22 protein-coding genes are annotated in these 22,103 nt (G+C 41.1%); 10 read left to right on the top strand and 12 right to left on the bottom strand.

Annotated features, from left to right (window positions below):
* Positions 1-49 precede the first annotated feature (49 nt).
* Positions 50-2,824, top strand: a complete 2,775-nt coding sequence (locus tag AABK37_RS02075) for a GAF domain-containing sensor histidine kinase (protein WP_432549951.1) — start codon at positions 50-52, stop codon at positions 2,822-2,824.
* Between the two features lie 211 nt (positions 2,825-3,035).
* Here the strand turns inward: AABK37_RS02075 and AABK37_RS02080 are convergent, their stop codons facing one another.
* From AABK37_RS02080 to AABK37_RS02125, 10 genes are all read right to left on the bottom strand, one after another.
* A complete protein-coding gene (locus AABK37_RS02080) occupies positions 3,036-5,387 on the bottom strand; it encodes an ATP-binding protein (protein WP_432549952.1) in 2,352 nt (783 codons plus the stop codon).
* A gap of 28 nt (positions 5,388-5,415) precedes the next feature.
* A complete protein-coding gene (locus tag AABK37_RS02085) occupies positions 5,416-5,949 on the bottom strand; it encodes a Rab family GTPase (RefSeq protein ID WP_432549953.1) in 534 nt (177 codons plus the stop codon).
* An 81-nt stretch (positions 5,950-6,030) separates the two neighbouring features.
* The gene (locus AABK37_RS02090; RefSeq protein WP_432549954.1) at positions 6,031-8,184 is read right to left on the bottom strand and encodes an OmpA family protein; all 2,154 of its coding nucleotides are present in this window, start codon (positions 8,182-8,184) and stop codon (positions 6,031-6,033) included.
* Positions 8,185-8,377: 193 nt separating this feature from the next.
* Positions 8,378-9,022 (bottom strand): hypothetical protein, encoded by a 645-nt coding sequence (locus AABK37_RS02095; protein ID WP_432549955.1) that lies wholly within the window; start codon positions 9,020-9,022, stop codon positions 8,378-8,380.
* Between the two features lie 275 nt (positions 9,023-9,297).
* Positions 9,298-11,355: a hypothetical protein gene (locus AABK37_RS02100; RefSeq protein ID WP_432549956.1), complete on the bottom strand. Its 2,058-nt coding sequence runs from the start codon at positions 11,353-11,355 to the stop codon at positions 9,298-9,300.
* Between the two features lie 12 nt (positions 11,356-11,367).
* A complete protein-coding gene (locus AABK37_RS02105; protein ID WP_432549957.1) occupies positions 11,368-11,592 on the bottom strand; it encodes a hypothetical protein in 225 nt (74 codons plus the stop codon).
* 84 nt (positions 11,593-11,676) lie between these two features.
* Positions 11,677-12,129, bottom strand: coding sequence for an orange carotenoid protein N-terminal domain-containing protein (locus tag AABK37_RS02110; RefSeq protein WP_432549958.1), 453 nt, complete (start codon positions 12,127-12,129; stop codon positions 11,677-11,679).
* 113 nt (positions 12,130-12,242) lie between these two features.
* Entirely contained in the window at positions 12,243-12,749 is a 507-nt protein-coding gene (locus AABK37_RS02115; protein ID WP_432549959.1) for an orange carotenoid protein N-terminal domain-containing protein, read from the bottom strand.
* 494 nt (positions 12,750-13,243) lie between these two features.
* Entirely contained in the window at positions 13,244-13,735 is a 492-nt protein-coding gene (locus AABK37_RS02120; RefSeq protein WP_432549960.1) for an orange carotenoid protein N-terminal domain-containing protein, read from the bottom strand.
* Positions 13,736-13,778: 43 nt separating this feature from the next.
* Positions 13,779-13,955 (bottom strand): hypothetical protein, encoded by a 177-nt coding sequence (locus AABK37_RS02125; protein ID WP_432549961.1) that lies wholly within the window; start codon positions 13,953-13,955, stop codon positions 13,779-13,781.
* Between AABK37_RS02125 and AABK37_RS02130 the strand changes: the two genes are divergently transcribed.
* Entirely contained in the window at positions 13,948-14,883 is a 936-nt protein-coding gene (locus AABK37_RS02130) for an SDR family NAD(P)-dependent oxidoreductase (RefSeq protein WP_432549962.1), read from the top strand. The two genes, AABK37_RS02125 and AABK37_RS02130, sit on opposite strands and share 8 nt — an antisense overlap.
* Here the strand turns inward: AABK37_RS02130 and AABK37_RS02135 are convergent.
* Together AABK37_RS02135 and AABK37_RS02140 are read right to left on the bottom strand one after the other, a co-directional pair.
* Positions 14,868-15,002 (bottom strand): hypothetical protein, encoded by a 135-nt coding sequence (locus tag AABK37_RS02135; protein WP_432549963.1) that lies wholly within the window; start codon positions 15,000-15,002, stop codon positions 14,868-14,870. The genes AABK37_RS02130 and AABK37_RS02135 overlap by 16 nt on opposite strands.
* Entirely contained in the window at positions 14,983-15,444 is a 462-nt protein-coding gene (locus AABK37_RS02140; protein WP_432549964.1) for a DUF6335 family protein, read from the bottom strand. Before AABK37_RS02140 ends, AABK37_RS02135 begins: the two co-directional genes overlap by 20 nt.
* 311 nt (positions 15,445-15,755) lie before the next feature.
* Here AABK37_RS02140 and AABK37_RS02145 point away from each other — a divergent pair, with 311 nt between their 5' ends.
* From AABK37_RS02145 to AABK37_RS02180, 8 genes are all read left to right on the top strand, one after another.
* Complete coding sequence (locus AABK37_RS02145; RefSeq protein ID WP_432549965.1) at positions 15,756-16,154, top strand: DUF2267 domain-containing protein; 399 nt, start codon at positions 15,756-15,758, stop codon at positions 16,152-16,154.
* Between the two features lie 81 nt (positions 16,155-16,235).
* Positions 16,236-17,318 carry a DJ-1/PfpI/YhbO family deglycase/protease gene (locus AABK37_RS02150; RefSeq protein ID WP_432549966.1) on the top strand — a complete coding sequence of 361 codons (1,083 nt, stop codon included), beginning with the start codon at positions 16,236-16,238 and terminating at the stop codon, positions 17,316-17,318.
* A 111-nt stretch (positions 17,319-17,429) separates the two neighbouring features.
* Positions 17,430-18,128 (top strand): SRPBCC family protein, encoded by a 699-nt coding sequence (locus AABK37_RS02155; RefSeq protein WP_432549967.1) that lies wholly within the window; start codon positions 17,430-17,432, stop codon positions 18,126-18,128.
* Positions 18,129-18,287: 159 nt separating this feature from the next.
* On the top strand, positions 18,288-19,457 hold the full coding sequence (locus AABK37_RS02160; RefSeq protein ID WP_432549968.1) for a zinc-dependent alcohol dehydrogenase: 1,170 nt from the start codon (positions 18,288-18,290) through the stop codon (positions 19,455-19,457).
* Between the two features lie 64 nt (positions 19,458-19,521).
* A complete protein-coding gene (locus AABK37_RS02165) occupies positions 19,522-20,073 on the top strand; it encodes a hypothetical protein (RefSeq protein ID WP_432549969.1) in 552 nt (183 codons plus the stop codon).
* Between the two features lie 200 nt (positions 20,074-20,273).
* Positions 20,274-20,600 (top strand): hypothetical protein, encoded by a 327-nt coding sequence (locus AABK37_RS02170; RefSeq protein WP_432549970.1) that lies wholly within the window; start codon positions 20,274-20,276, stop codon positions 20,598-20,600.
* A gap of 187 nt (positions 20,601-20,787) precedes the next feature.
* A complete protein-coding gene (locus AABK37_RS02175) occupies positions 20,788-21,957 on the top strand; it encodes a zinc-dependent alcohol dehydrogenase (protein WP_432549971.1) in 1,170 nt (389 codons plus the stop codon).
* A 4-nt stretch (positions 21,958-21,961) separates the two neighbouring features.
* A complete protein-coding gene (locus AABK37_RS02180; RefSeq protein ID WP_432549972.1) occupies positions 21,962-22,099 on the top strand; it encodes a histidine kinase in 138 nt (45 codons plus the stop codon).
* Positions 22,100-22,103: the final 4 nt, after the last annotated feature.

The raw sequence follows: 22,103 nt of genomic DNA on the forward strand, positions 1-22,103 counted from the left end.
CAATACAATTAAAAATATTTTAATATTTTTGAATGGGTGTATATAAGCAATGTCATATACGGATAAATCCACTAATTTACAGCAAAATTTTGACCAAGAAAATTTACTGCACCGGATGACAAACCGGATTAGGCGATCGCTCGATCTGCAAGAGGTACTAGCAACTGCGGTTGAAGAAGTTCGTTCATTTTTAGGAACAGACCGAGTAAAAATGTATCGATTTGATGCTGATGGCAACGGTGAAGTTATTGCCGAATCGATACACGAGCAGCGCTTGCCCTCGCTATTGGGTTTACACTTTCCCGCAAGTGATATTCCAGCAGAGGCAAGAGAATTGTTTTTGTTAGCGCGACAACGTTCGATTGTCGATGTGGCGAGGGGGAAAATTGGGCTATCGCCGCTACAATCATCTCCTACTGGCAAATCCCTAGAAAGCGAGAATATCTACTATCGACGGGTAGATCCCTGCCATATTCAATACTTAATGGCAATGGGCGTGCAGTCTTCGCTGGTACTACCAATCATACATGAAGACTTAACACAATTAGCAAAGCCGCAACTGTGGGGCTTGTTGGTATCGCACCACAGTACACCGCGAACAATTTTGAAGCGGGAGTTGAAAGTATTACAGCAAGTTGCCGATCAGGTTGCGATCGCGATCGCCCAAAGTAACTTACTCACGCAGACTCGTGCCAAACAACAGCGAGAAGCGATGGTGAATCAAGTTACCACCTTGTTGCATACACTACCCACCATCCAAGTACAGGCAGCGCTAGAAGCCGTCATTACTACCTTTGAGGGGGCAGGTGGCAGACTTTACATTGAGCAGAGTGAAGAATTATACACTTGGGGCGACCAGCCACAACTGTTTAACAAATTAGAAAACAGCTTGCTCGAACAGCATCCCGTCTGGCAAAATTGGCTAAATAAATCCAAAAACGGCGAAATATTGGCAATTAGCGACATTTACAAAGTATCGGGTTTGCGAGTTTTATCTGCTGCCTTTCGCTCTACTCAGATTCGCGGACTCTTAGTAATTCCCCTGCGTTATCGGCAAAACTTTATCGGTGTCTTAAGTATTTTTCGCAATGAATTTGATACAGAAATTCTTTGGGCAGGACACCGCGACCAAAACCAGCAACAATTGCTACCTCAGATTTCCTTTGATGTTTGGCGAGAGCAAAAAAGAGGGCAAGCACCTGAGTGGAAAGATGAAGAAATCGAATTAGCGCAAGCTTTATCTCATCAGTTTTCAATGGCAATTCAGCAGCAGCAAACCTACCAACAAGTGCAATCGCTGAATATTAACTTGAAACAAAAAGTGCAACAACAAACTGCTGAATTGCAAAAATCATTGCAACTTGCCAAAGCACTCAAGCAGATTACAGACCAAATCCGTGCCACACTCGACTTCAAGACAATTCTGCAAACCATCGTCCGGGAAGTCCGCAAGCTGCTAGTTACAGACCGGGTGCTGATTTATCAGCTTTTAGATAATAATAGCGGTACGATAATTGTAGAAGATGTCAACGATATTTGGCAGTCTGTTTTGAATGTAGAAATGCCATCAGAATGCTTTCCTGATGAGTATGCCCATCTTTACTTGCGGGGAAGAGTAAGAGCAATTAACAATGTCTCAACAGCTTCCTTGAGTGCTTGCCATCAAGAATTTTTGCAGTGTATGCAAGTGCAAGCAAACTTAATTGTACCAATTAAGATGGGTACGCAACTTTGGGGTTTACTCGTTGCCCATCAGTGTAATACTCCGAGAAATTGGCAGGATGCAGAAATAGAACTATTGCAACAACTGGCAGATCAAGCAGCGATCGCCATTGGGCAAGCACAACTTTATGAACAAAGCCGTCGCGCCGAAGCTAAAGCCAGAGCTAAAGCTGTAGAGTTAGAGCAGACATTAGATGAACTGAAACACACCCAGACACAACTAATTCAAACCGAAAAAATGTCTAGTTTAGGGCAATTAGTAGCGGGTGTAGCACACGAAATTAACAACCCTGTTAACTTTATCTTTGGCAATCTTGCTCATGCCACCGAATATACTACAGACTTGCTCGAACTGATAAGTTTGTATCAGTTGCACTATCCTCAAATTAACAAACAAATTGATTCTAAAGCCGAAGAGATGGATTTAGAATTTCTGGCAGAAGACCTACCGAAAATTATGTCATCAATGCAAGTAGGCGCAGAACGCATCCGCTCAATAGTGCTGTCTTTACGCAATTTTTCGCGTCTAGACCATTCGGAAATGAAGCCGGTTAATTTGCATGAAGGCATAGATAGTACTTTATTAATTTTGCAACATAGATTGAAAGCAAATGCTGACTTTTCGGGGATTGAGGTCATCAAAAATTATCAGGAATTGCCACTAGTAGAATGCTATGCCGGACAGATGAATCAAGTCTTCATGAATATTATCAGCAATGCCATTGATGCTTTAGTAGACAAGAATAGAGAATCAAGAGAAATGCAAGTAGAAGAAATCTCCGCTCTCAAGTTCGGGGAAATAGAACATAAAAATAATTCACCAATTCCAAGTAACACGATTTGCATTTCTACTCAACTTTTGCCAGAGAAATGTCATGTAGTAATTCGCATTAGCGACAATGGTTTAGGAATGAGTGAAGATGTAAAAAAGCGGATTTTTGACCCATTTTTCACAACCAAGCCTGTAGGTAAGGGTACGGGATTAGGACTAGCAATCAGTTACCAGATTGTTGTTGAAAAGCATGGTGGTGTGATGAAGTGTATTTCAGAACCAGGCAAAGGCACAGAATTCTGGATTGAAATTCCCCTTCAACAAACTTGATGAAATACTCCTTTAGTTCGTAGTGAGCGGTTTACCGCTCAAAGCAAGGATTTTAACGGCTGAAGCCGTTATAGCAATTCTCGGTTACGTGAGGTACACCCGTAGGGGCACGGCACTGCCGTGCCCCTACACGCGACGATATAATGTTGTACCGCATCTGAATGGGAACTGCTATACTACGTTAAGGAGCGCACATTTAGGATGCTGCCAATTATCTGGGATTTTGATATTTTTGCCGCTCGTTCTCTAAAGCAATTTTAACTTGTTGATATTCTTCTTCAATCAGATAAATTTGCCCTGCTGCTTTTATGAATTCTTCATTTGCCATCATTATTTCTAATTTTGTACATAACGTTGCTAAATTAACTGCACCTAATGTAGCGCTAGTAGAAGAAAGTGTATGAGCAGCTCGCCGAAGTGCTTTATAATTAGCTTGGTCTAGATAAAGATGAATATCTTGCAAAAGTCTAGTGGTATCTTCGAGATAACAATCAATAGTTTCAAAGAGAAATTCCAGTCCATCAATAGATGAATTGAAACTTGCTATTTGTAAAATTTCATATAAAGCAGCAGGATGAATCGGATTGTTGATTGTTTCTTGGTTCTCTAGTTCTTTCATTATCTTTTTCTCAGAAATAAGTGGTTGACATTTTTTTAGTACCTGCATCAGTTCTTGAATGCGGATTGGTTTGGTAAGATAATCATCCATACCAGATGCCAAACAGCGATCGCGTTCTCCCGACATTGCACTTGCTGTAAGTGCGATAATTCGAGGACGGGTATCCGGTGTCCACTCCTGGTATATAATTTCAGTAGCTGTTAAACCATCCATCTCTGGCATTTGCACATCCATTAATACCACGTCATAAAGTTGATGACGCAGCGCGGAAAGTGCTGTCTTACCATTGTTTGCAACATCTGGCTGATAGCCCATTCTTTGCAACATCATCTTTATCATCCTTTGATTAATAACGTGGTCTTCTACTAACAGTATTCTCAAAGGATGTTCCTCTGCCATGCAAGTATTAATTAGGGCATCAGTTGCTACATTTTTGTTATTTTCCACTTTTTCTTCAACAGCAGTAGCAATAATCGTAAAGTAAAATTTACTACCTAAATTTTGCTCACTTTCTACCCAAATTCTGCCACCCATTAACTCACACAGTTGTTTGCAAACCGCAAGTCCTAAACCGGTACCACCGTACTGACGGGTGATTGAAGCATTAACTTGACTGAATGCTTGAAACAAACGCTCAAGGCGATCGCGCTGTATTCCCATTCCTGTATCTGTGACAGCAAACTGAATTTCATAAGTATTTTTAGCAAGTAATTTACGAGTTATTACTGAAATTTTTACGCTCCCAGCTTCGGTAAATTTAATCGCATTGTTAAGTAAATTAATCAGGATTTGCCGCACTCTCGTAATGTCTCCGACAATTATTTGAGGAAGCTCAGGATTATCTATAAAAATGAGTTTTAAGCCTTTTTCTTGAGCTTTATACCAAAGTAAAGAAACAGCCTCATTAATGCAACTTCGCAGATTGAAAGGTTGCTCCTCTAGTTCTAGTTTGCCTGATTCAATTTTAGAAAAATCAAGGATATCGTTAATAATTTTAAGTAAAGCTTCACCACTACTGTAAATAGTTTTAACAAACTCTTGCTGTTGTGCCGTTAATTCGCTATTTAGTAACAAACTAGCCATCCCAGTAACTGATGTAATGGGAGTGCGAATTTCATGGCTAATCATGGCTAAGAATTTCTGTTTAGCAAGTTCTGCTTGCTTGCGTTCGGTCATGTCTCGAATAATGTAAACATAACCCTGGAAATGCTCAACTTCTGTCTGAACTATTGAGTAAGAAAAGGCAACAGGAATTGTTTTTCCACTCTTGGTTTGACAAACAGTTTCTACCTCTTTCATTAAAGGAGTAGGTAGTACGGCATTACAAATATTTGATTCTTCCTCTATTTGTAAATTAAAATCATTAACTAATTTAATCACATTGAAGATAGGTTGACCGATAAGTTCAGCTTCGGAATATTCCAACAAAGCTTGTGCGGCAAGATTAATTTTTTTGATGTTGCCTGATAGTGTTGTTACTAACAAAGCATCTGCCATTGATGTAACAATTTGGTCAATATATTGCTTAGAAGCTTTTAAGGTACGTAATAAAAGGTTTGCCTCATTAGTACCTTGTGTTAAAGATTGTTCCAAAACCATTCGTTCTGTGACATCTTCGACAATAATCATTAACTTATTGTCAGAATATTCTTGTATATTCATAATAGAAATATTAATATATAAAGGATGGTCATGCTGTAGCGATCGCCTGATTCCTTTTAATTCAAAATTATTTTGCTTTCCTTGTATAATCGCTTCAAAAACATCTTCAAGTCCCTCTAGTTCCGGAAAAGCAAGCCGAATATCCTTACCTAACTGCACTTCCTCGTAAATATCAACAAAACGATTTACTCCCAAAGACATCTCTAAAATCTTTAATTTCTGGTCAATAATCAAATATTCAATACGACGCAGAGACAGCAGATTTGTCAACAATGAATTCATAAACACCTCGCGATAGCATTAAGTTATTTCAATTTCCTTGCATTAAAGCTTGAGCCAAAAGTTTAAAAATTTCATCAACATTATCGCCAGTTTTAGCAGAAGTTAAATAGGTGGCTATTACATATTTTGGTTCGCTAAATTGATATAGTTGTCGGAGACTTTCTCGATACTCGATTTCAATTAAATCTGATTTATTCAAGGCAATGATAATATAGCTTTTCGGACTTACAGCTAAAAAGTTTTTAATATGTTCAGAGAGATGATTGAGCGTTTCTTGTACTGTTGCATCACCAACTATCACTGCTCCTTTAGCTCCCTGAAAATAACTTGGAGCAATTGCCTTAAATTTATTACTACCTTCAATATCCCAGATAATCAGTTGTAATTTTTGCGTATTTTCTGCGGTTTTGTCCGAAAAATCAATTAATTTACGAGATATTTTGACTCCGACAGTCGAAAGATACTTATCGCTGAACTGTCCTTCTACAAATCGGCGAATCAGGCTAGTTTTGCCTACACCAAAATCACCTATTAGACAGATTTTTTTAGCTATTGTGGACATATTTTTACCAAACTCAAAATAGAATATATCTTACAGGAATAAAAACTACTATAAATCAAATCTTCAATTTTAAATCTAAAGTTACTTGTCTATCGGTTCTAAAGCAACACAGCGATTTAGCCAAGAGGGTTGAGTCATATCAATTCCTGGTGGTAAATTTGTGGTTGCCACAACTTGTAAACGAGATGGTTCAACACCTTGATTAATTAATGCTTGTTGTACAGCTTTTGCTCGTGCTAGTGCTAATTGTTGGGCTTGAATAGTATTAGTAACTGAATAACTATAACCGATAATTTTCAAATGCTTCATCGGATGTTGTTCTAAGAAAAATTTGACTTGCTTAACCTTGTTTTCTAAATCCGCAGGTATTACAGTTGCTGAATTTAGCTCAAAATAAAATCGAACTGCAACCCGCACTTTTTCTATTTGCACTGCACTAGATACAAAATTGATACCAGGGATTTGCTCAAATGCCTGAGTAATGATTTTTGCATCTGCAATTTGGTTGACAGTACCCTCCACAGAAACTTTACCAGCGAGGTATTGAGCAGAAATTGTTGTACCGTCTATTTGATTTAAAACTGCGGTGACTCGTTTCACTTCAGCAGCAGCTAATACAGGATCGGGTGGTACTTTTACTGAGATAATTTGATTGTCAATCGACCATTTGGGAGCAGTTGCTTTAGTAATTTGTTCGGCTTTACCCCGCAAAACTTGATTGGGTAATCTTCCAGTTAGCTTTAGTTTACCGTGATTCTCTTTTACTGTTAAACGGTAGACGGCTAATTCTGGTGTCGAAGCTAAAGCCAAGGAAGTTTTATTTTCAATAGAGCGAATTACTTGATTATGATATTGCCAAATGCCCCAAGGAATAAAAATGGCGCTGATAATTGATAAGCTTAATATAAGTAGAGACGATGGTTTCTTTTTTTTATTTTTACCCTGATAATCATCTTTTAGCGTTGACAAAGTTGTATGAATCTGGCTAGGAATTGTATCTGAATCGCCGTCAAATTGTTCTATTAGTTTTCCGTAATTTGTAACTAGTTTCGTGAGACTTTCTCGCATTTTCCAGATAAATTCTTGAGTTGCTTCTCCCTGTATAACAATTGCCAAATAACAATATCCAGCAACTTCTAAAATAATCTTGGATGTACCGTAGTTAATTGCATCTAGTTCGGAAACGCTTCCAGATTGGGTGATACAATCATTGGCAAAGGTACGAATCGCTGTCAGCATTCCTGCTACCATGTCTGACTCTAACCTTTGTCCATCTTTAGGTTGAATATCTGAGATAACCAAACCGGATTCTTTATGAATCAAAAAAATTGCTTGAACAGTAAACGGTAGCGCTTCTTTGAGGATTAATTCTGCTTCAGAAACTCCCTGTAATTTGGCAAGAATTTTACGTTTTATTCCTTCAACGCTAAGAGTTTCTTCAACTTGTTGATTAATGGCGTGAATTGTCTCCGCCATATATTTAGATATGGTACTACCAATAATTGGGTAAAGTGCATCGACAACGACATTTTCTTCAATTTCGATTTGCTTCTTTATCGCTCGTCCCATTGTCGGAGCAAATGCGTCTGAAACTTCCTCTGGTGCAATCATAATCTGCTGGGTAATAGCGATAGGAACAGCCGAAGCTAAAGCTGAACCCATACTATTTTTATCCTCCTCACTCCGACTGCGAATAGCTTGATCGACGATTGGGGCAATTATTTGTGCTATTTCCTCTTTTGATTCGGTAATTTTCAGCCTCAAAAGCTCAGAAATCGATGGAAGCAGCAGATTAATTAACTCTTTGGGGTCATAAATTTGATGTTCTAGCTTAGTTAAATTTTGCTGAATGCTCGCTGCAATATTGTTTAAATCTGTTAATTCTGTCCCGACTAAAAGCTCTTGTAATTTTTGCCAAGCATCAATTGTGTCTTGGGAGTTATTTTGATTCGTTTCGTTTAAATGTGGCTCCAAATTTGCGATTAGTGGAGTATTTTTTTCCAATTCATTATCCAAATGTGGTTGCTCGAATGAATTAGGATGCTCAAGAGTTGCTTCTAAATAAATAACAGAAGATTCTGATTCGGCTTCGCATTCTTCTAATTCAACAGTTGCGGGTAGTAATTTAGAATAACTTGACTCATGTGGATCGATGATATTAAGCTCAACAAGCAAATTCAGAAAGTTATCAAGCTGTACAGCTTCATCTTGAGTCATCGATTCCACCTGAGTCATGTTTGTAAATTTTGCCTTCTGTGTGTTATTTACTCCCTTCCCGCTCGAAAATACCTATTTAACGAACCGCAAAGACACGAAGTACACAAAGGAAGAAGAGAAAGAAGATAGGTAATCTTGTAGCGGGAAGGGAGTAAGCAATTTGGAATAACACAGATTTTGCATCAAGCTATAGCTTGATTGAAGGTTGAAATTAGGAATGTATTTCCACATTACCGTTGGAGTGAGTTAACACTTTTGACAGTTTTGTAGTTTCTAATAGTGGAATTGAGGGATACTCGCTCTTTTCTTCCACTGCTTCTTGTAGCTTGGGAATAAATTCTGTTCCCTTCAATCGCATTCCCAAAGCAAACAAAGTTTCAGCCATATCATCACGAGAAACTTTGTTGTCTCTCAAATCTGAAAAGCGTCGTTCTAGTTCTTCTAAAATTAAATCTCGCAAAGCTGAGATATCATCTTGAAGTAAGTCTTTGGTTTGAGAAAGTTCTTCTCGAATTGAGGTAGTTTGACTATCTAGCGTTTCGTCAAGAGATTGAACGCTACCGGAAAATTTTTTGTTTAAGCGATCTATTAATTGTCGCAAGTCAGCAGCTTCTTCTTGGGTGGTAAGACTAAGTGACTTGTGCTTTTTATCTAGTGACTCAACTGCCGCTTTTAACTCTGCTGTAAAGTGAGATTTCAGTTGCTCGACATGGGTACGCATCTCTTTTTGAAACAACTGTATGTCTGACTCCATCTTGCTAAATCGATTGTCGTAGTCTCTGATTTGCGATCCAAAAATAATGTCGCGGATTTGATCGACGTTTCCAAGTCTTTCACGCACATCGTCTCTACTCATCTGACTCATCGGGAATACCTCAATCTCTGTAATATTAACTAAAAAAAGTGATTTGTTTTACTGATGTTTTGGAGATTTCCAAATCTCAGACGCTACAAACGCACTAAGCCTAGTTTTTTAAGACAGATTTATTATTCCCAGCTTTGTTAGGTTTCTATCAGATTCTGGAGTAGTTTTTTCCGCAGTCGTAGAGACGTTCCGCCGGAACGTCTGTACTATATAATAAACCCACAGGTTTTTAGGCTGTGGGCTACTTTTAAGGGTATTTTGTTTGTCTAGCGACTTTGAGGTGGAATAATTTCGGGATTGTCGTCTAGTGAGAGAAGAAATTCTATCAAGTCGGTTTGGTCTTGAATATCAAAACCAGCCTGTTTATCAACCCAGTAATTGTGTCCGCTACCGTCTGCGTTGGACTTTTGCAAGTTGGAATTAGCATGATTGGCTAAAACTACTTGCCTACGCAAGTTACGATCTACAAGCACGCGCAAACTTGCACTTGGATCTGGGGCAATGTTTTTTAAGGAAGTCCCTGTAAGTCCCAATTGCTCGGAATTAACGATTTTATAGCCGTTTTTATCTACTTGCAGTGCTTCTTTTCCTGCTGCAACACCACCATCATGCAAATATGGTGCGGTGACGGCTAATCCTATCAAGCTAGGCACTTTGTAACCACCGGCGTTACCAATGGCAAATGCTAGTTTGAAGTCTTCTTGGGATATGATATTGGGAACATTCAGCACTAAAGGATTTTCTGGCAAGGGAACCCGGACGTTGCTGGGGTAAGTCTGCGGTTCTGTGAAGTTGCCGACGAAAGCTGCTTGTGCTTTAGCGCGTGAAGGTTGAGATTTGATTTCTGATTCTGCGATCGCATGATTGTTGGTGAAATACCTGCCGCTATGACACTCAACGCACCCGGCTTTTGTGAAAATCGCTGCCCCTCGCTTGACTGCTTCTGAGTTGGTAGAATGATTTGGCGGTGGTGCGAGGGAGTTTTGAAACGCTGACATGCCGTTAAGTTGTGCTGCAACTGGCAAACCAGGTGAATTTGCCATCAATCCATCAAGCATGAATGGTGAACCTTTGGGAAATCCTGGCATTTTAATTACTTCGTTCATTGCCGGTGTGCCGGGAGTCGGATCGATTTTCTCAAAGAATTCTGATGGTTTGGCGTTTTGTGGTAATCTGAAGGCTGGATTGGCGGAGTTTTGCAAAATCACGCCTAAGTAGGTTTCTTTGTCAATACCTAATAACTTTTGACTAGCATCAGCACCGGTTGTCAAATCTGAGTTTGTGGCGTGAACGTTGCTGTTAAGTGTGGTGAGTCCGTGAAACCAGCCAATTGCCGCGTTACCACTCCAGCCGTAAGGATATGCGGCAAAAGTATAGGAAGATGGATTTTGCGAGGGATTATTAACATTGTCGCCGGTTGAGTCAAAGTTGCCGGGAGACCAAGTTAATAATTCTGCATCAACGGCGTTTTCTAAGGCTTTGATATCCGGTAGACGGTATCGCCTGCCATCCGCTTTCATATAAGTAGTTTCACCACGGCGCATTGTCTGCGGATTTACACCAGTTTGTCGAAACCAAGCGGCTGAATTACTCGCTAATGCGAGAATTAAACCGGTATCAAGGTCGTTATTTGGTGCGCCTTCTAAAATGCGTCCGGTGACGTTATCAACAGCCGCATGACACGCAGCACAAGTAACACCAACGCGAATTTTACCTTGATTGATATGAGTAACAATTCCTAAGGGAAAGAGAGAATTTGCGGGTACGTCAAGTCCGGTGTTGAGGATATCACCTTTTTTGAAAGTGCGATCGCCTACTTGCATATCTCGATCCATCGTCACTTGCAGATTTGTGGTATGCTTGCCACCAAGAGAGGCGATCGCATAAGCTAAATTCCCAACATTCAACGGTCCATTCAAAACACCAGTTACATCAGTAAAAAAAACCTCATTTCCAAAGGTTTCTGTATAAAAAGCTTTGCGACCAAGTTTAATCAAATCTTCAGTAATAATTACAGCACCATTATCTGCTGATAGTTGCTGTTTGCCTTCATCTGTTTTCAGCAAACTTGCAGCTTCATTTTTACTGACAACTTTACCCAACACATCATAAGAATTTATTTCTTGTGCTGTGGGTTGGGTAATCGGTGTATATGTATTGTTAATACTTGGTGTTCCGGGAATAGCGATATCAATTTGATATGCGAAAAAACTAATAAAGACAATCAAAGCTAGCAGTATACTAACCCGACGTAGCCCTAAATTTTGCCTTTGCGCTTTTAGGTTTTCATCTGCGCTTTTCGTCTGTTCGGGAGAATATACCATAATTCACTTTCGTTAAAATCTGGAACCGCAAATTTCATCAACAATTGCTGCTGGTTTATTGCTATTTTGTTCTCGACAAATCAAAGTCCGAGCTAAGTTTTGCTGATAATAAAATCGATGAGCAAACCAGCCGATAGGTGTACCCAAGATGATACCGATTACTAAACCAGTTATCAGACTGGAAACCAAATGCTTTCTTTTAATATTTTCTCGTTCAATAGTTTTTGTTTGCACCATAATCTTTTACTGTGTATTTAATTAAATTATTTTATGAGTGCATTCCCAGTCTCTGACTGGGAACGAGGATATGAGAACTTAAGCTTATGAAAGTACTTGCTGCATAAAAGACATTATTTCTTCGGTACTAGCCGTTTCAAATAAATCTAATACTTCTGCTGCTGGTTCGGAAGGAATGTAATCATGTGGTAGACCAACAACTGAACCGCCTAAATTTTGGGCTAAGTGATACCAAAAAGCCAATTTACATTCAGCATCCATTGAAGTATAACTATCAGTAGAAATTGCTGTTTCTCCGCCTTCACTTTGGTTTTGCAACTGACGCAAAGCTACTATTTGTTCTGGGTGGGATACTTTTTGAATTTCTGCTACCAAATCTGCTGTACCGTCATTCGGCATACAACTGATAGCGCTAGCAGGAACTTCTTCAGAAACTTTACTAAAAAGTAATGCAAGTACAGCGAGGCGATCGTCTGCATTTAAATTTTTAAATTTTGATACAGCTATTTCGATAAAATCGATATTCGTAGAAGTCATAAACACCTCAAGTTAGTTAACTAGAATTTTGAAAAATGGTCTTCAAAAGCGTATTATATTATTATTTGTAGAGGTGGGCAATACCCACCCTACACTTCAGTTAAAACTTCGGACTACAGCACTTTCTTGAGGAAAGATACTAAATCGTCAGTATTGAATGACTTCAGAGAGTTCAACACTTCTGTTGCTTGTTGAGAAGGTTGAGATTGATTTGATACCATGAATACGGTTCTTAATCTTTCTGCTACTAGATACCAGAAAGCTAATTTACCTTCAGGTTGCATGTTACCATATTCACCAGTAGAAATTTTATTTCCACCATGAGCGAGTTCAGCCATCGCTTTGCTGGGATTTGGATCGAGCATTACTTCGTCCTGGTCGCGTCTGTCTGCTGGTAGCAAGTCACGCAAAGCGAATAGCTGTTCTTCTGAGGACAGTTTTTGAACTTGTGCTACTAACTCCGCAGCCTTTTCTCTTGGCAAGGAATTTGTAACATTTGCAGGTATTTTATCAGCAAAAGAGGTTAAAAGTGACCCCAGTACTGCTAGGCGATCGTCTATCTTCAATCGCTGAAATGCTGATACAGCTTGTTGTGATGGATTAACATTTGTAGAAGTCATAGACCCTCCGAGCTTGTTAGTGATGCATCTGTGGTTGTTGTAATTTGGTTGTGTATTTGGAAAAAAACTTTAACCAAATCTACAACGTATATTTGCAACTTCTCAGTTATGCTTCTATACAGGTTAAAAATTAATTCCTAGTTATTTCCCTATTAAAAGGTAGAAACGTAATTAGAGATTATTATTTATAATCCAGCCATAAGAGAGAGGTAACTTTTTGTCAAACCTCACCGATAATATTGAACACCAACTAAAGGGCAAGACCGTTGTCAAATGCGAATACGAAACTGAAAATCATAGATAAACATCGAGTGTTTATTATCTGTGGTTTGACGTTTAATTTGGTCTACTTACGAGGAACGCAGAATTAGGTATGTTGCCTCAAAGGAAAAGTCCGAGCGGCTTAAGTTGCCGCTCGAAACTAGGGGGGAATTAAACCTTGTCTGAAACTTGTTAGGTAGCGCTAAGGGCTACCAATCAAAAATATCAAAGCTTTAAACTTCTGCGCCACCTTTGGCTTCAGCACCGAATGGGGCAACGTAATCACGGAAAAGAGTGATTTGCTGCTCAAAACCAAGTTGCTTAATTTTATCCAACAGTTGTTGGGGTCCAGAAGAAAGCTTATAGCTAGCAGGCATAGGAATGATAGTAGCGTTTTCCATGCCTTGAGCTAACCGATACCAAAATAACAACTTGGTAGTTTCACCCAAAGAGCCATATTCACGAGTTAATTGCTTATCTACACCATTAATCAAGTCACGCTGAAGTTGTAGTTGTTCTTCGTGGGATAATTCTTTAACTTGATTAAACAAACCTTCGGCAATTTCTGGAGAAACGGTGCTTGCTCCGGGTGCTGCTGGGGTGATTGAGCTACCCATTTCTTTGTAAACGAACCAGAACAAAGCAAGCTGATCGTCTACGTCTAAGGCTTGCCATGCTTGGACATGTTCGCGAATTGTTGGATCGTTGGTTTGGGTATATGTCATAACAAACTCCGATTGCGATTAAATGATTGCTATTGCAACCCTATCAAAGGTACATCGAGCGTTTAACCCTACTGAAGACAGATGTATCTAAATCAAAGAGAAGAATAATTGGGAATGGGCAATGGGCAATGGGCATGGGGCATGGGGCATGGGGCATGGGGCAAGCGGGCATGGGGCTGAGATCGAAATTTGGCTTTATTCGAGCGTGCCCATTGCCCATTGCCCATTGCCCATTGCCCATTCCCTATTCCCTAGTTTTAGGAGGTATATCGATGGATAGACGTTTAGAGGGTAAGGTTGCGATAGTAACTGGTGCTGGTACTGGTATTGGAGAAGCGATCGCTCACAAATTTGCAAAAGTTGGTGCTTCAGTGGTTGTCAACGGATTACAAGACGATCCGATTGAAGATGTAGTGCAGTCGATTAAACATTATGGGGGGAAAGCGATCGCTTACGCGGGAGACGTTTCCCAAGAGTTTCACGCTAAAAATTGCGTGCAAACTGCAATCAATGCTTACGGCAAGTTAGATATCTTAATCAACAACGCTGGAGTTTTTCTGGTTACAGCGGAAACAGAAGATTACCCCATCGATGTATTTGATGACACAATTCGCATGAACCTTCGTTCAGCGTTTTTGATGACAAAATTCTCACTTCCCCACCTTCAGAAAACGCGGGGAAACATCGTCTCAGCAGGTTCCGAAGCCGGCTTCAACGGCTTACCATACAACACAACATACGGTGGTACCAAAGGCTGGATGCATTCATTTATGCAAGGTGTAGCCGTCGAACAAGCCAAACATGGTATCCGTGCTAATTGTGTCTGTCCCGGTGCAATTGATACTGCCTGGACGCACAAAGAAACAGGTCCAATGGACGCGAAGATGGAAAAATCCCTAATTGATGGTACACCATTAGCGCGACGCGGTACACCAGAAGAAATGGCAAATGTCTACGCCTTCATCGCTTCCGACGAAGCCAGCTACGTCACCGGCGCACTCTGGCTAGCTGATGGTGGCGTTACCGTCGCCAAAGGATCTGCCGGTTCAGAAACTCCATTGTGGATGCGCTTTGCACCCAAAGGCGAATTGCGGCTCGATCACTCTAAAGAAGGATTAGAAAATAAAGAAACTCAGACGCTGAAGTAGAAAGTGGGGAGTGGGGGAGATGGGGGGATGGGGAGAAAAAATTGTCCCCTTGTCTCCCTTGTCCCCCTTGTCTCCCTTGTCCCCCTCTCTCCCTGTCCTCTACTCTCTCCTGTCTCCATAATCTTCAGAAGACTTGGGATCTAACTCCCATCGTCCATCGTCCCGCTGTTCTAACATTTCGCTTGTCCGCAGAAACGCGGCGTCATCCATTTCTATTCCTACAGCAGCCCCAATTTCGTCTACAATATCTTGATCGGGAGTGGAAGCAGTACCACCAATAGCTTCATCACCATCCATAGCTGCTTGTTGCCAACCGGCATCAACATCCCCTCCACTTAGTTCTGGACTGGTGTATGTAGCATACTCATCCAACTCTTCTTCCATTTCTCGCCCGCCGACATTGTAGCCCGGTGATTCTTTGACACCAGTACCATAGGATTCAGTAATTTCCTGTGGTAGGTCGGAAATTTCTTCTGGTAAATTATCTTCGGATTGAAGTTCTTTATCTGGATCTACACGGTTGACTTGAGCTTCTAAATCTACTTGTTGTTGATCCGCCATAATTCTAAATATTTCTGCTTCTCCAAAATAGCGCTTTCCCTCATTTGGCTTGTCTCCCTAGGGATGTATTACTTGAGATGGAAAAAAATCTATCCCTTTGGAGTGAAGTGAAGATAACTGTTGCTGCATACTATTAAAAATGTGAATTTATGCTCAAGTGATTGAAAATTAAATAATTAATCAGGGAAATTAGATTTTTTGACAAAATAAAATCGAGCTTCTTAGCTGAGAATTGTGAATGGTAAGCAAATATTTTAAAGAATTAAAAACTCCAAAAAGCATTGATTATTTTTTAGAAGCGGAGGAAGCAAGTGAAATACGACCAGTTTATTAAACATGTCCAAAGCGTTGCTCAATTAGATTCTCGTGAAGAGGCAGAACGTGCTACTCGTGCTACGTTGGAAACTATTCGAGAACGGATTGTGGGTGATGAAGGTAAGGATTTGGCTTCACAGTTGCCGAAAGAATTAGGTGAATTTTTGCGCGGTCGCGAAGGCGAAAATGGTCAGCATTTTGGCTTGGAAGAATTTATCAAAATGGTGAGTGAAAAGGAAAATGTAGAACCCACTGCCGCTGTAATTCATGTCCGGGCTGTTTTTACTGTGTTGCAAAGTGCTGTAAGTCCGGGTGAGTTTGCAGATTTGCAAGCAAATTTTTCCCCAGATTATGCGGAAATATTTCCAGCGGGTTCAACTGTAGTTTCGCAGTGAAGATTTGAGAAGATTTGAGAAGATTTGAGAAGATTTGAGCGCTGAAGCGCTCACTACGTAAGTAAATTAAGAGGTGATTTAATGGCATTTAATAATGGCAATAAAAAAGTCGCTATCCTGATTGAGAATGGGGTAGAGGATGCGGAATTTCAAGTTCCTTATAACGGGCTAAAACAAGCGGGGATGGAGGTAGTTGTCCTCGGTGCCAGGATGAATGAAAAGTATAAGGGCAAACAAGGCAAAGTTTCTCAGCAAGCTGATGGGACTACTACTGAAGCGATCGCCTCGGAATTTGATGCGGTGGTAATTCCTGGTGGAATGGCACCCGACCACATGCGACGCAACCCGAACACTGTACGCTTTGTCCAACAAGCGATGCAGCAAGGTAAATTAATCGCGGCAGTTTGTCACGGACCGCAAGTTTTAATTGAAGGGGATTTGCTCAAAGATAAACAAGCTACAGGTTTCAGCGCTATTCGCAAGGACATGATCAATGCGGGTGCAAAATATGCTGACGAACCTTTGGTAGTTGATGGTAATTTGATTACCTCGCGTCAACCGGGAGATTTGGCAATCTTCACCACAGCTATCTTGAGTCGTTTGGGTTACGGTGGCAAGGATGCTGCATTACCTCAAGAGAATGATACAAGCGCGGAATGGTGGAAGCTAGCTGATGCTTGGGGTGGTTCAACTAAGGGTGATATTGTCAAGGGTGTAAATACTGCTCTTGCTGGTGAGCGTTATTCGTTGGAAGCTTTGGAGAAGTATTTTGAGAAAGAGTCAGATGCTCAAGTTAAGGCGTTGTTTCAAGAGATAATTACTAATAAACAACGTCACATCCTCAAGCTGGAAACTTATCTTGACAGGTTGGGTGAGAAGCCTTCTTTAGCCGCTAATATCGCGAATCAATACGCGAAGGTGAAAACGGCTATGACCGGAAGTGATGATACGTTTCAATTGCGATCGGCTTTGGGCGATGTGCAAACTGGTATCGGTGATATTGGCAATTTGTGTCCTATGTATACTGACCCGGTAGCTACTGCGCTGTTTACGGATATTTACAATGATTTGTTGGTTTCTGAACAGCGATTGGCGGAACTGTATCAACAGCGGATGGGGCTGGATGTGAAGCCTGCGAAGCCGACGACGGGTGCGGCTGTGTAGATGTAGGTTTTTATTAAACGAACCGCAAAGGCGCGAAGAGCGCTAAGGAAGAAGTTATAGAGGGTTTTTGCGTCTTTGTGGTTATTTTTACGGAGAGAGGGAGATAAAAAGATGGCTTCGAGTTCGGGGAATGAGTTGAGTAAGGGTCAAGGCGCTGAGGCGGGTGAAACTGAGCGTTGGGCGTCTCTTTTGGGTGGTGGGGCGATGGTGCTGATGGGTTTGAGTCAGCGTTCTTTGCGCGGGGTGCTGATGGCTGTAGCTGGGGGCGGTTTGGTGTATCAAGGTGTAACTAAGCAAAGCACGATTCAGCAAGCACAGGAGGCGATTGGTATAAGTAAATCTATTAAGGTTGAAAAGACGGTAACGATAAATAAGCCTGCGGATGAACTTTATCGCTTTTGGCACGATTTTGAGAATTTGCCTCGGTTTATGAAGCATCTCAAATCTGTGAGTGTGCAAAATGATAAAAGGTCGCATTGGATTGCGAATGCACCTTTGGATAGTAGTGTGGAATGGGATGCAGATATATTGGAAGACCGAGAAAATGAGTTTATTTCTTGGGCTTCGGTGGAAGGTGCAGATGTGGAAAATTCTGGTTTTATTCGCTTTAAGAAAGCACCAGGCGATCGCGGTACTGAAGTAAAGGTTGTTCTTGAATATAGCCCGCCAGGTGGAGCGATCGCATCTGTATTTGCTAAACTTTTTGGTGAAGAACCAGAACAACAAATTGGTGATGATTTACGCCGTTTCAAAATGCTAATGGAAGCTGGCGAAATTGCCACTACTGAAGGACAACCAAAGGGTGGTTAGTAGTTGGTTGTTAGTGGTTAGTAGTTAGTTGGGAATTACTACTAGCTACTAACCCTTCGGGTTCGGCAGTCGCTCATGGGGGAAACCCCCAAGACCGCGCTGCCTCACCAGTAACAATTAACTACTAACAATCCAAAATCTAAAATCCCAAATATATATATGAAAGCAGTCTGCTGGCATGGTGCTAATGATGTGCGGGTGGAAACGGTGCCAGACCCGAAAATTATCAACCCGCGTGATGCTATTGTCAAAATTACTTCAACGGCAATTTGCGGTAGTGATTTGCATATTTATGGTGGCTACATTCCCACTGTGCAATCAGGTGACATTATCGGTCACGAATTCATGGGGGAAGTGGTTGATGTTGGCAGTAGTATAAGTAATTTAAAAATAGGCGATCGCGTTGTCGTTCCTTCGATGATCGGTTGCGGTAACTGTCATTATTGCCAGCGTGATATGTGGTCGTTGTGCGACAATTCCAACCAAAACGGTTGGATGGAAGAAAAGTTGTTTGGCAGTATCACTTCAGCAATTTACGGCTACTCGCACACCTTCGGTGGTTATGCCGGCGGACAAGCAGAATATGTCCGCGTACCTTTTGCCGATGTCGGTGTGGTAAAAGTCCCCAAAGATATACCCGATGAAAAGTTACTTTTTATCTCCGATGCCATCCCCACCGGCTATATGGGTGCAGAATTATGCGATATTAAACCTGGTGATATTGTAGCCGTTTGGGGTTGCGGTGCTGTCGGACAATTCGCCATGATTAGCGCTTACATGATGGGTGCTGAAAAAGTTATCGGCATTGACCGCTTTCCAGAACGCTTAGAAATGGCAAAAAATTTCGCCAAAGCCGAAATTATCAACTATGAAGAAGTTGATGCCGGCGAAGCTTTAAAAGAAATGACCGGCGGTCGCGGTCCTGATGCATGTATCGACGCTGTGGGATTAGAAGCGCACGGTGTCGGTTTTGAAGACTTTTACGACCAGACAAAGCAAAAGTTGCGGTTAGAAACAGACCGTCCCCACGTACTGCGGCAAATGATGCTTGCTTGTCGTAAAGGAGGCACCCTTTCAATTATGGGTGTTTACGGTGGTTTTGTTGATAAAATTCCGTTTGGTGCAGCCTTTAACAAAGCCTTGACTTTCCGGATGGGACAAATGCATGGTCAAAAATACATGCACAAGTTGCTAGAGCTAGTTTTAGATGGAAAATTAGATCCATCTGTGGTTGTTAGCCATCAATTACCCCTGGAACAAGCACCTCACGGCTACCACATTTTTCAACAAAAAGAGGATAACTGCATCAAAGTTGTTCTCAAACCATGAAATCGGTAGGGATGGAGTTTCCCTACCCATATTGTTCAATTAAATAATTCAATCGGAGGCTTTCGTGAAACAATTTTTGCACAGAGTTTTAACAGTTGTTTTCGCTGCATTTATATTTATTGGCGCTCAAGCTTTTGGTTACGGCAATGCATTGCAAGCGTTTGCTGATGATACCGTCGAATCACCAATCGGTATTTATTACAAAGGAACCCCAGATGAATCGGCGCCAAACAAAACCAACTCAACAGTAGAAGGTGGCAAGAATAAGCTAAAAAGTACTGTTGATAATCTTCGCGGAACTGCTAAAGATGCTGTGAAGTCAACCAAGAAAGGAATTGATGACGCTGCAAAATCAACAGGTGAAACTGTCAAATCACGACTCGGCACTTATTATAAAGGTACACCGCACTCATCTGCATTAGAGACAGACACCAAGTCGGTTGATACAGGTAAAAATCCTTTGCAAAAAATCGCTGAGAATGTTCGCGAAAAACTCAATCTTGATGAACCACTTCCAGAAAGTACAAAAGAGTTTTTGGGTGAAACAGAGAAGAGAGTTGAAAAGGCTGTTAAACCAATAACTGGAACTAAAGAAGGTTATCACCAAGTCAGATAATCAGTTTGAGAGGATTTATCCTTTCTGATTTAGGAATGAGCGCTTTCCTCAAGTCTTGTAGTGGCAATTCATGAATTGCCCCTACGTAAATTCAATTGGTAAGACGACATGAGTGCGTAAGTCCTATGATTAAAAAAAGAGTTATGAGTTGGAATCTAACTCATAACTCTTAGAATAAAAATTGGATAAAAAGGTATTTTATGAAAGTGATTTATTCACATAAAAATTTCCGATTACATCAGATTTTCAAAGCTATTTTGGTAGTATTTGCAATATTGTTTTTGCAATGTTTTGGTGACATTAATGTATTGCCAGCGCTGGCTGATACCGCGAAAACACCAGAAGCTAAATATTACAATGCACAACCGACTGAAAAAGATAAACAGTTAATTGACAATGCCAAAAAGAACTTAAAAGGCATTGGTGAAAATGTTCGCGATAAGCTCAATCTTGATGAACCTTTACCCCAAAGTACCAAAGAGTTTTTGAATTCAACTAAAGAAAAAGCTGACCAGATTACCAAATAAACCAAGCGATACTACTCAAAAAAATACTTGTTAGTGGTTAGGGGTTAGTGGGAGCGTTGTTGATGGTTAACAATCAACTATCAACTAACCAGTTTTAAACTTTAGTCAGCAGTTATCAACTATCCACTATCAACTAACCACTACCCACTACCCACTAACAACTAACAACCAACAACTAACAACTATTATGAAAGCAGTATGCTGGCACGGCGCCACTGATGTAAGAGTTGATACAGTGCCAGATCCAAAAATTCTTAACCCGCGTGATGCTATTGTCAAAATAACATCAACGGCAATTTGCGGTTCTGATTTGCATCTTTTCAATGGCTACATCCCGACGATGGAAAAAGGTGATATCCTTGGTCATGAATTCATGGGGGAAGTAGTTGAACTTGGTAGCGCAGTTAATAATGTCAAAGTAGGCGATCGCGTCGTCGTTCCCTTTACAATAGCCTGTGGTAACTGCTTTTTCTGCAATACTGATTTATGGTCGCTGTGCGATAACTCCAACCCCAACGGTTGGCTAGCAGAAAAAATCATGGGTCATTCTCCCTCTGGTCTATTTGGCTACTCTCATATTTTCGGGGGTTACGCAGGCGGTCAGGCAGAATATGCCCGCGTACCCTTTGCTGATGTGGGTTTATTCAAAATCCCTGATGGGTTAACAGACGATCAAGTATTATTTTTAACTGACATTTTCCCCACCGGTTACATGGCTGCGGAGAACTGCCACATTAAACCCGGTGATATCGTCGCCGTTTGGGGTTGCGGACCAGTTGGACAATTCGCCATCAGAAGCGCTTTTATGTTCGGTGCAGAACGTGTCATCGCCATCGATCGCGTTCCCGAACGCTTGCAAATGGCGAAAGAATATGGTAAGGCAGAAGTCCTTAACTACGAAGAAGTTGATGTTGGGGAAGTCCTCAAAGAAATGACCGGCGGTCGCGGTCCCGACGCTGTGATTGATGCAGTCGGACTCGAAGCACACGGCAATGACTTGATGGGCTTATACGACAGAGTAAAACAAGAGTTGCGTCTAGAACCAGACAGACCAACCGCATTAAGAAACGCGATCGTTGCTTGTGGCAAAGGTGGTCACGTATCAGTTGCAGGTGCTTACGGTGGCTTCCTCGACAAATTCCCGATGGGTGCAGCCATGAACAAAGCCTTAACCTTCAAGATGGGACAAACTCACGTCCACAGATACTTGCGTCCTTTACTTGAGCGCATCCAAAACGGCGAAATCGATCCATCGTTTATTATCACCCACCGCCTTCCGCTAGAACAAGCACCCCACGCCTACGAGATTTTCAAACATAAAAAAGACAACTGCATCAAAGTTGTACTCAAACCGTAAGGGAATGGGGAATGGGGAATGGGGAATGGGGAGACAAGGAGACAAGGGGACAAGGAGACAAGGGGAGATGCCCAATGCCCAATGCCCAATGCCCAATGCCCAATTACCAATTACCCATTACCCATTACCAATTAGCAATTGAAAAT

This window comes from Tolypothrix sp. VBCCA 56010 (genome assembly GCF_050875635.1).
GTDB lineage: Bacteria > Cyanobacteriota > Cyanobacteriia > Cyanobacteriales > Nostocaceae > Hassallia.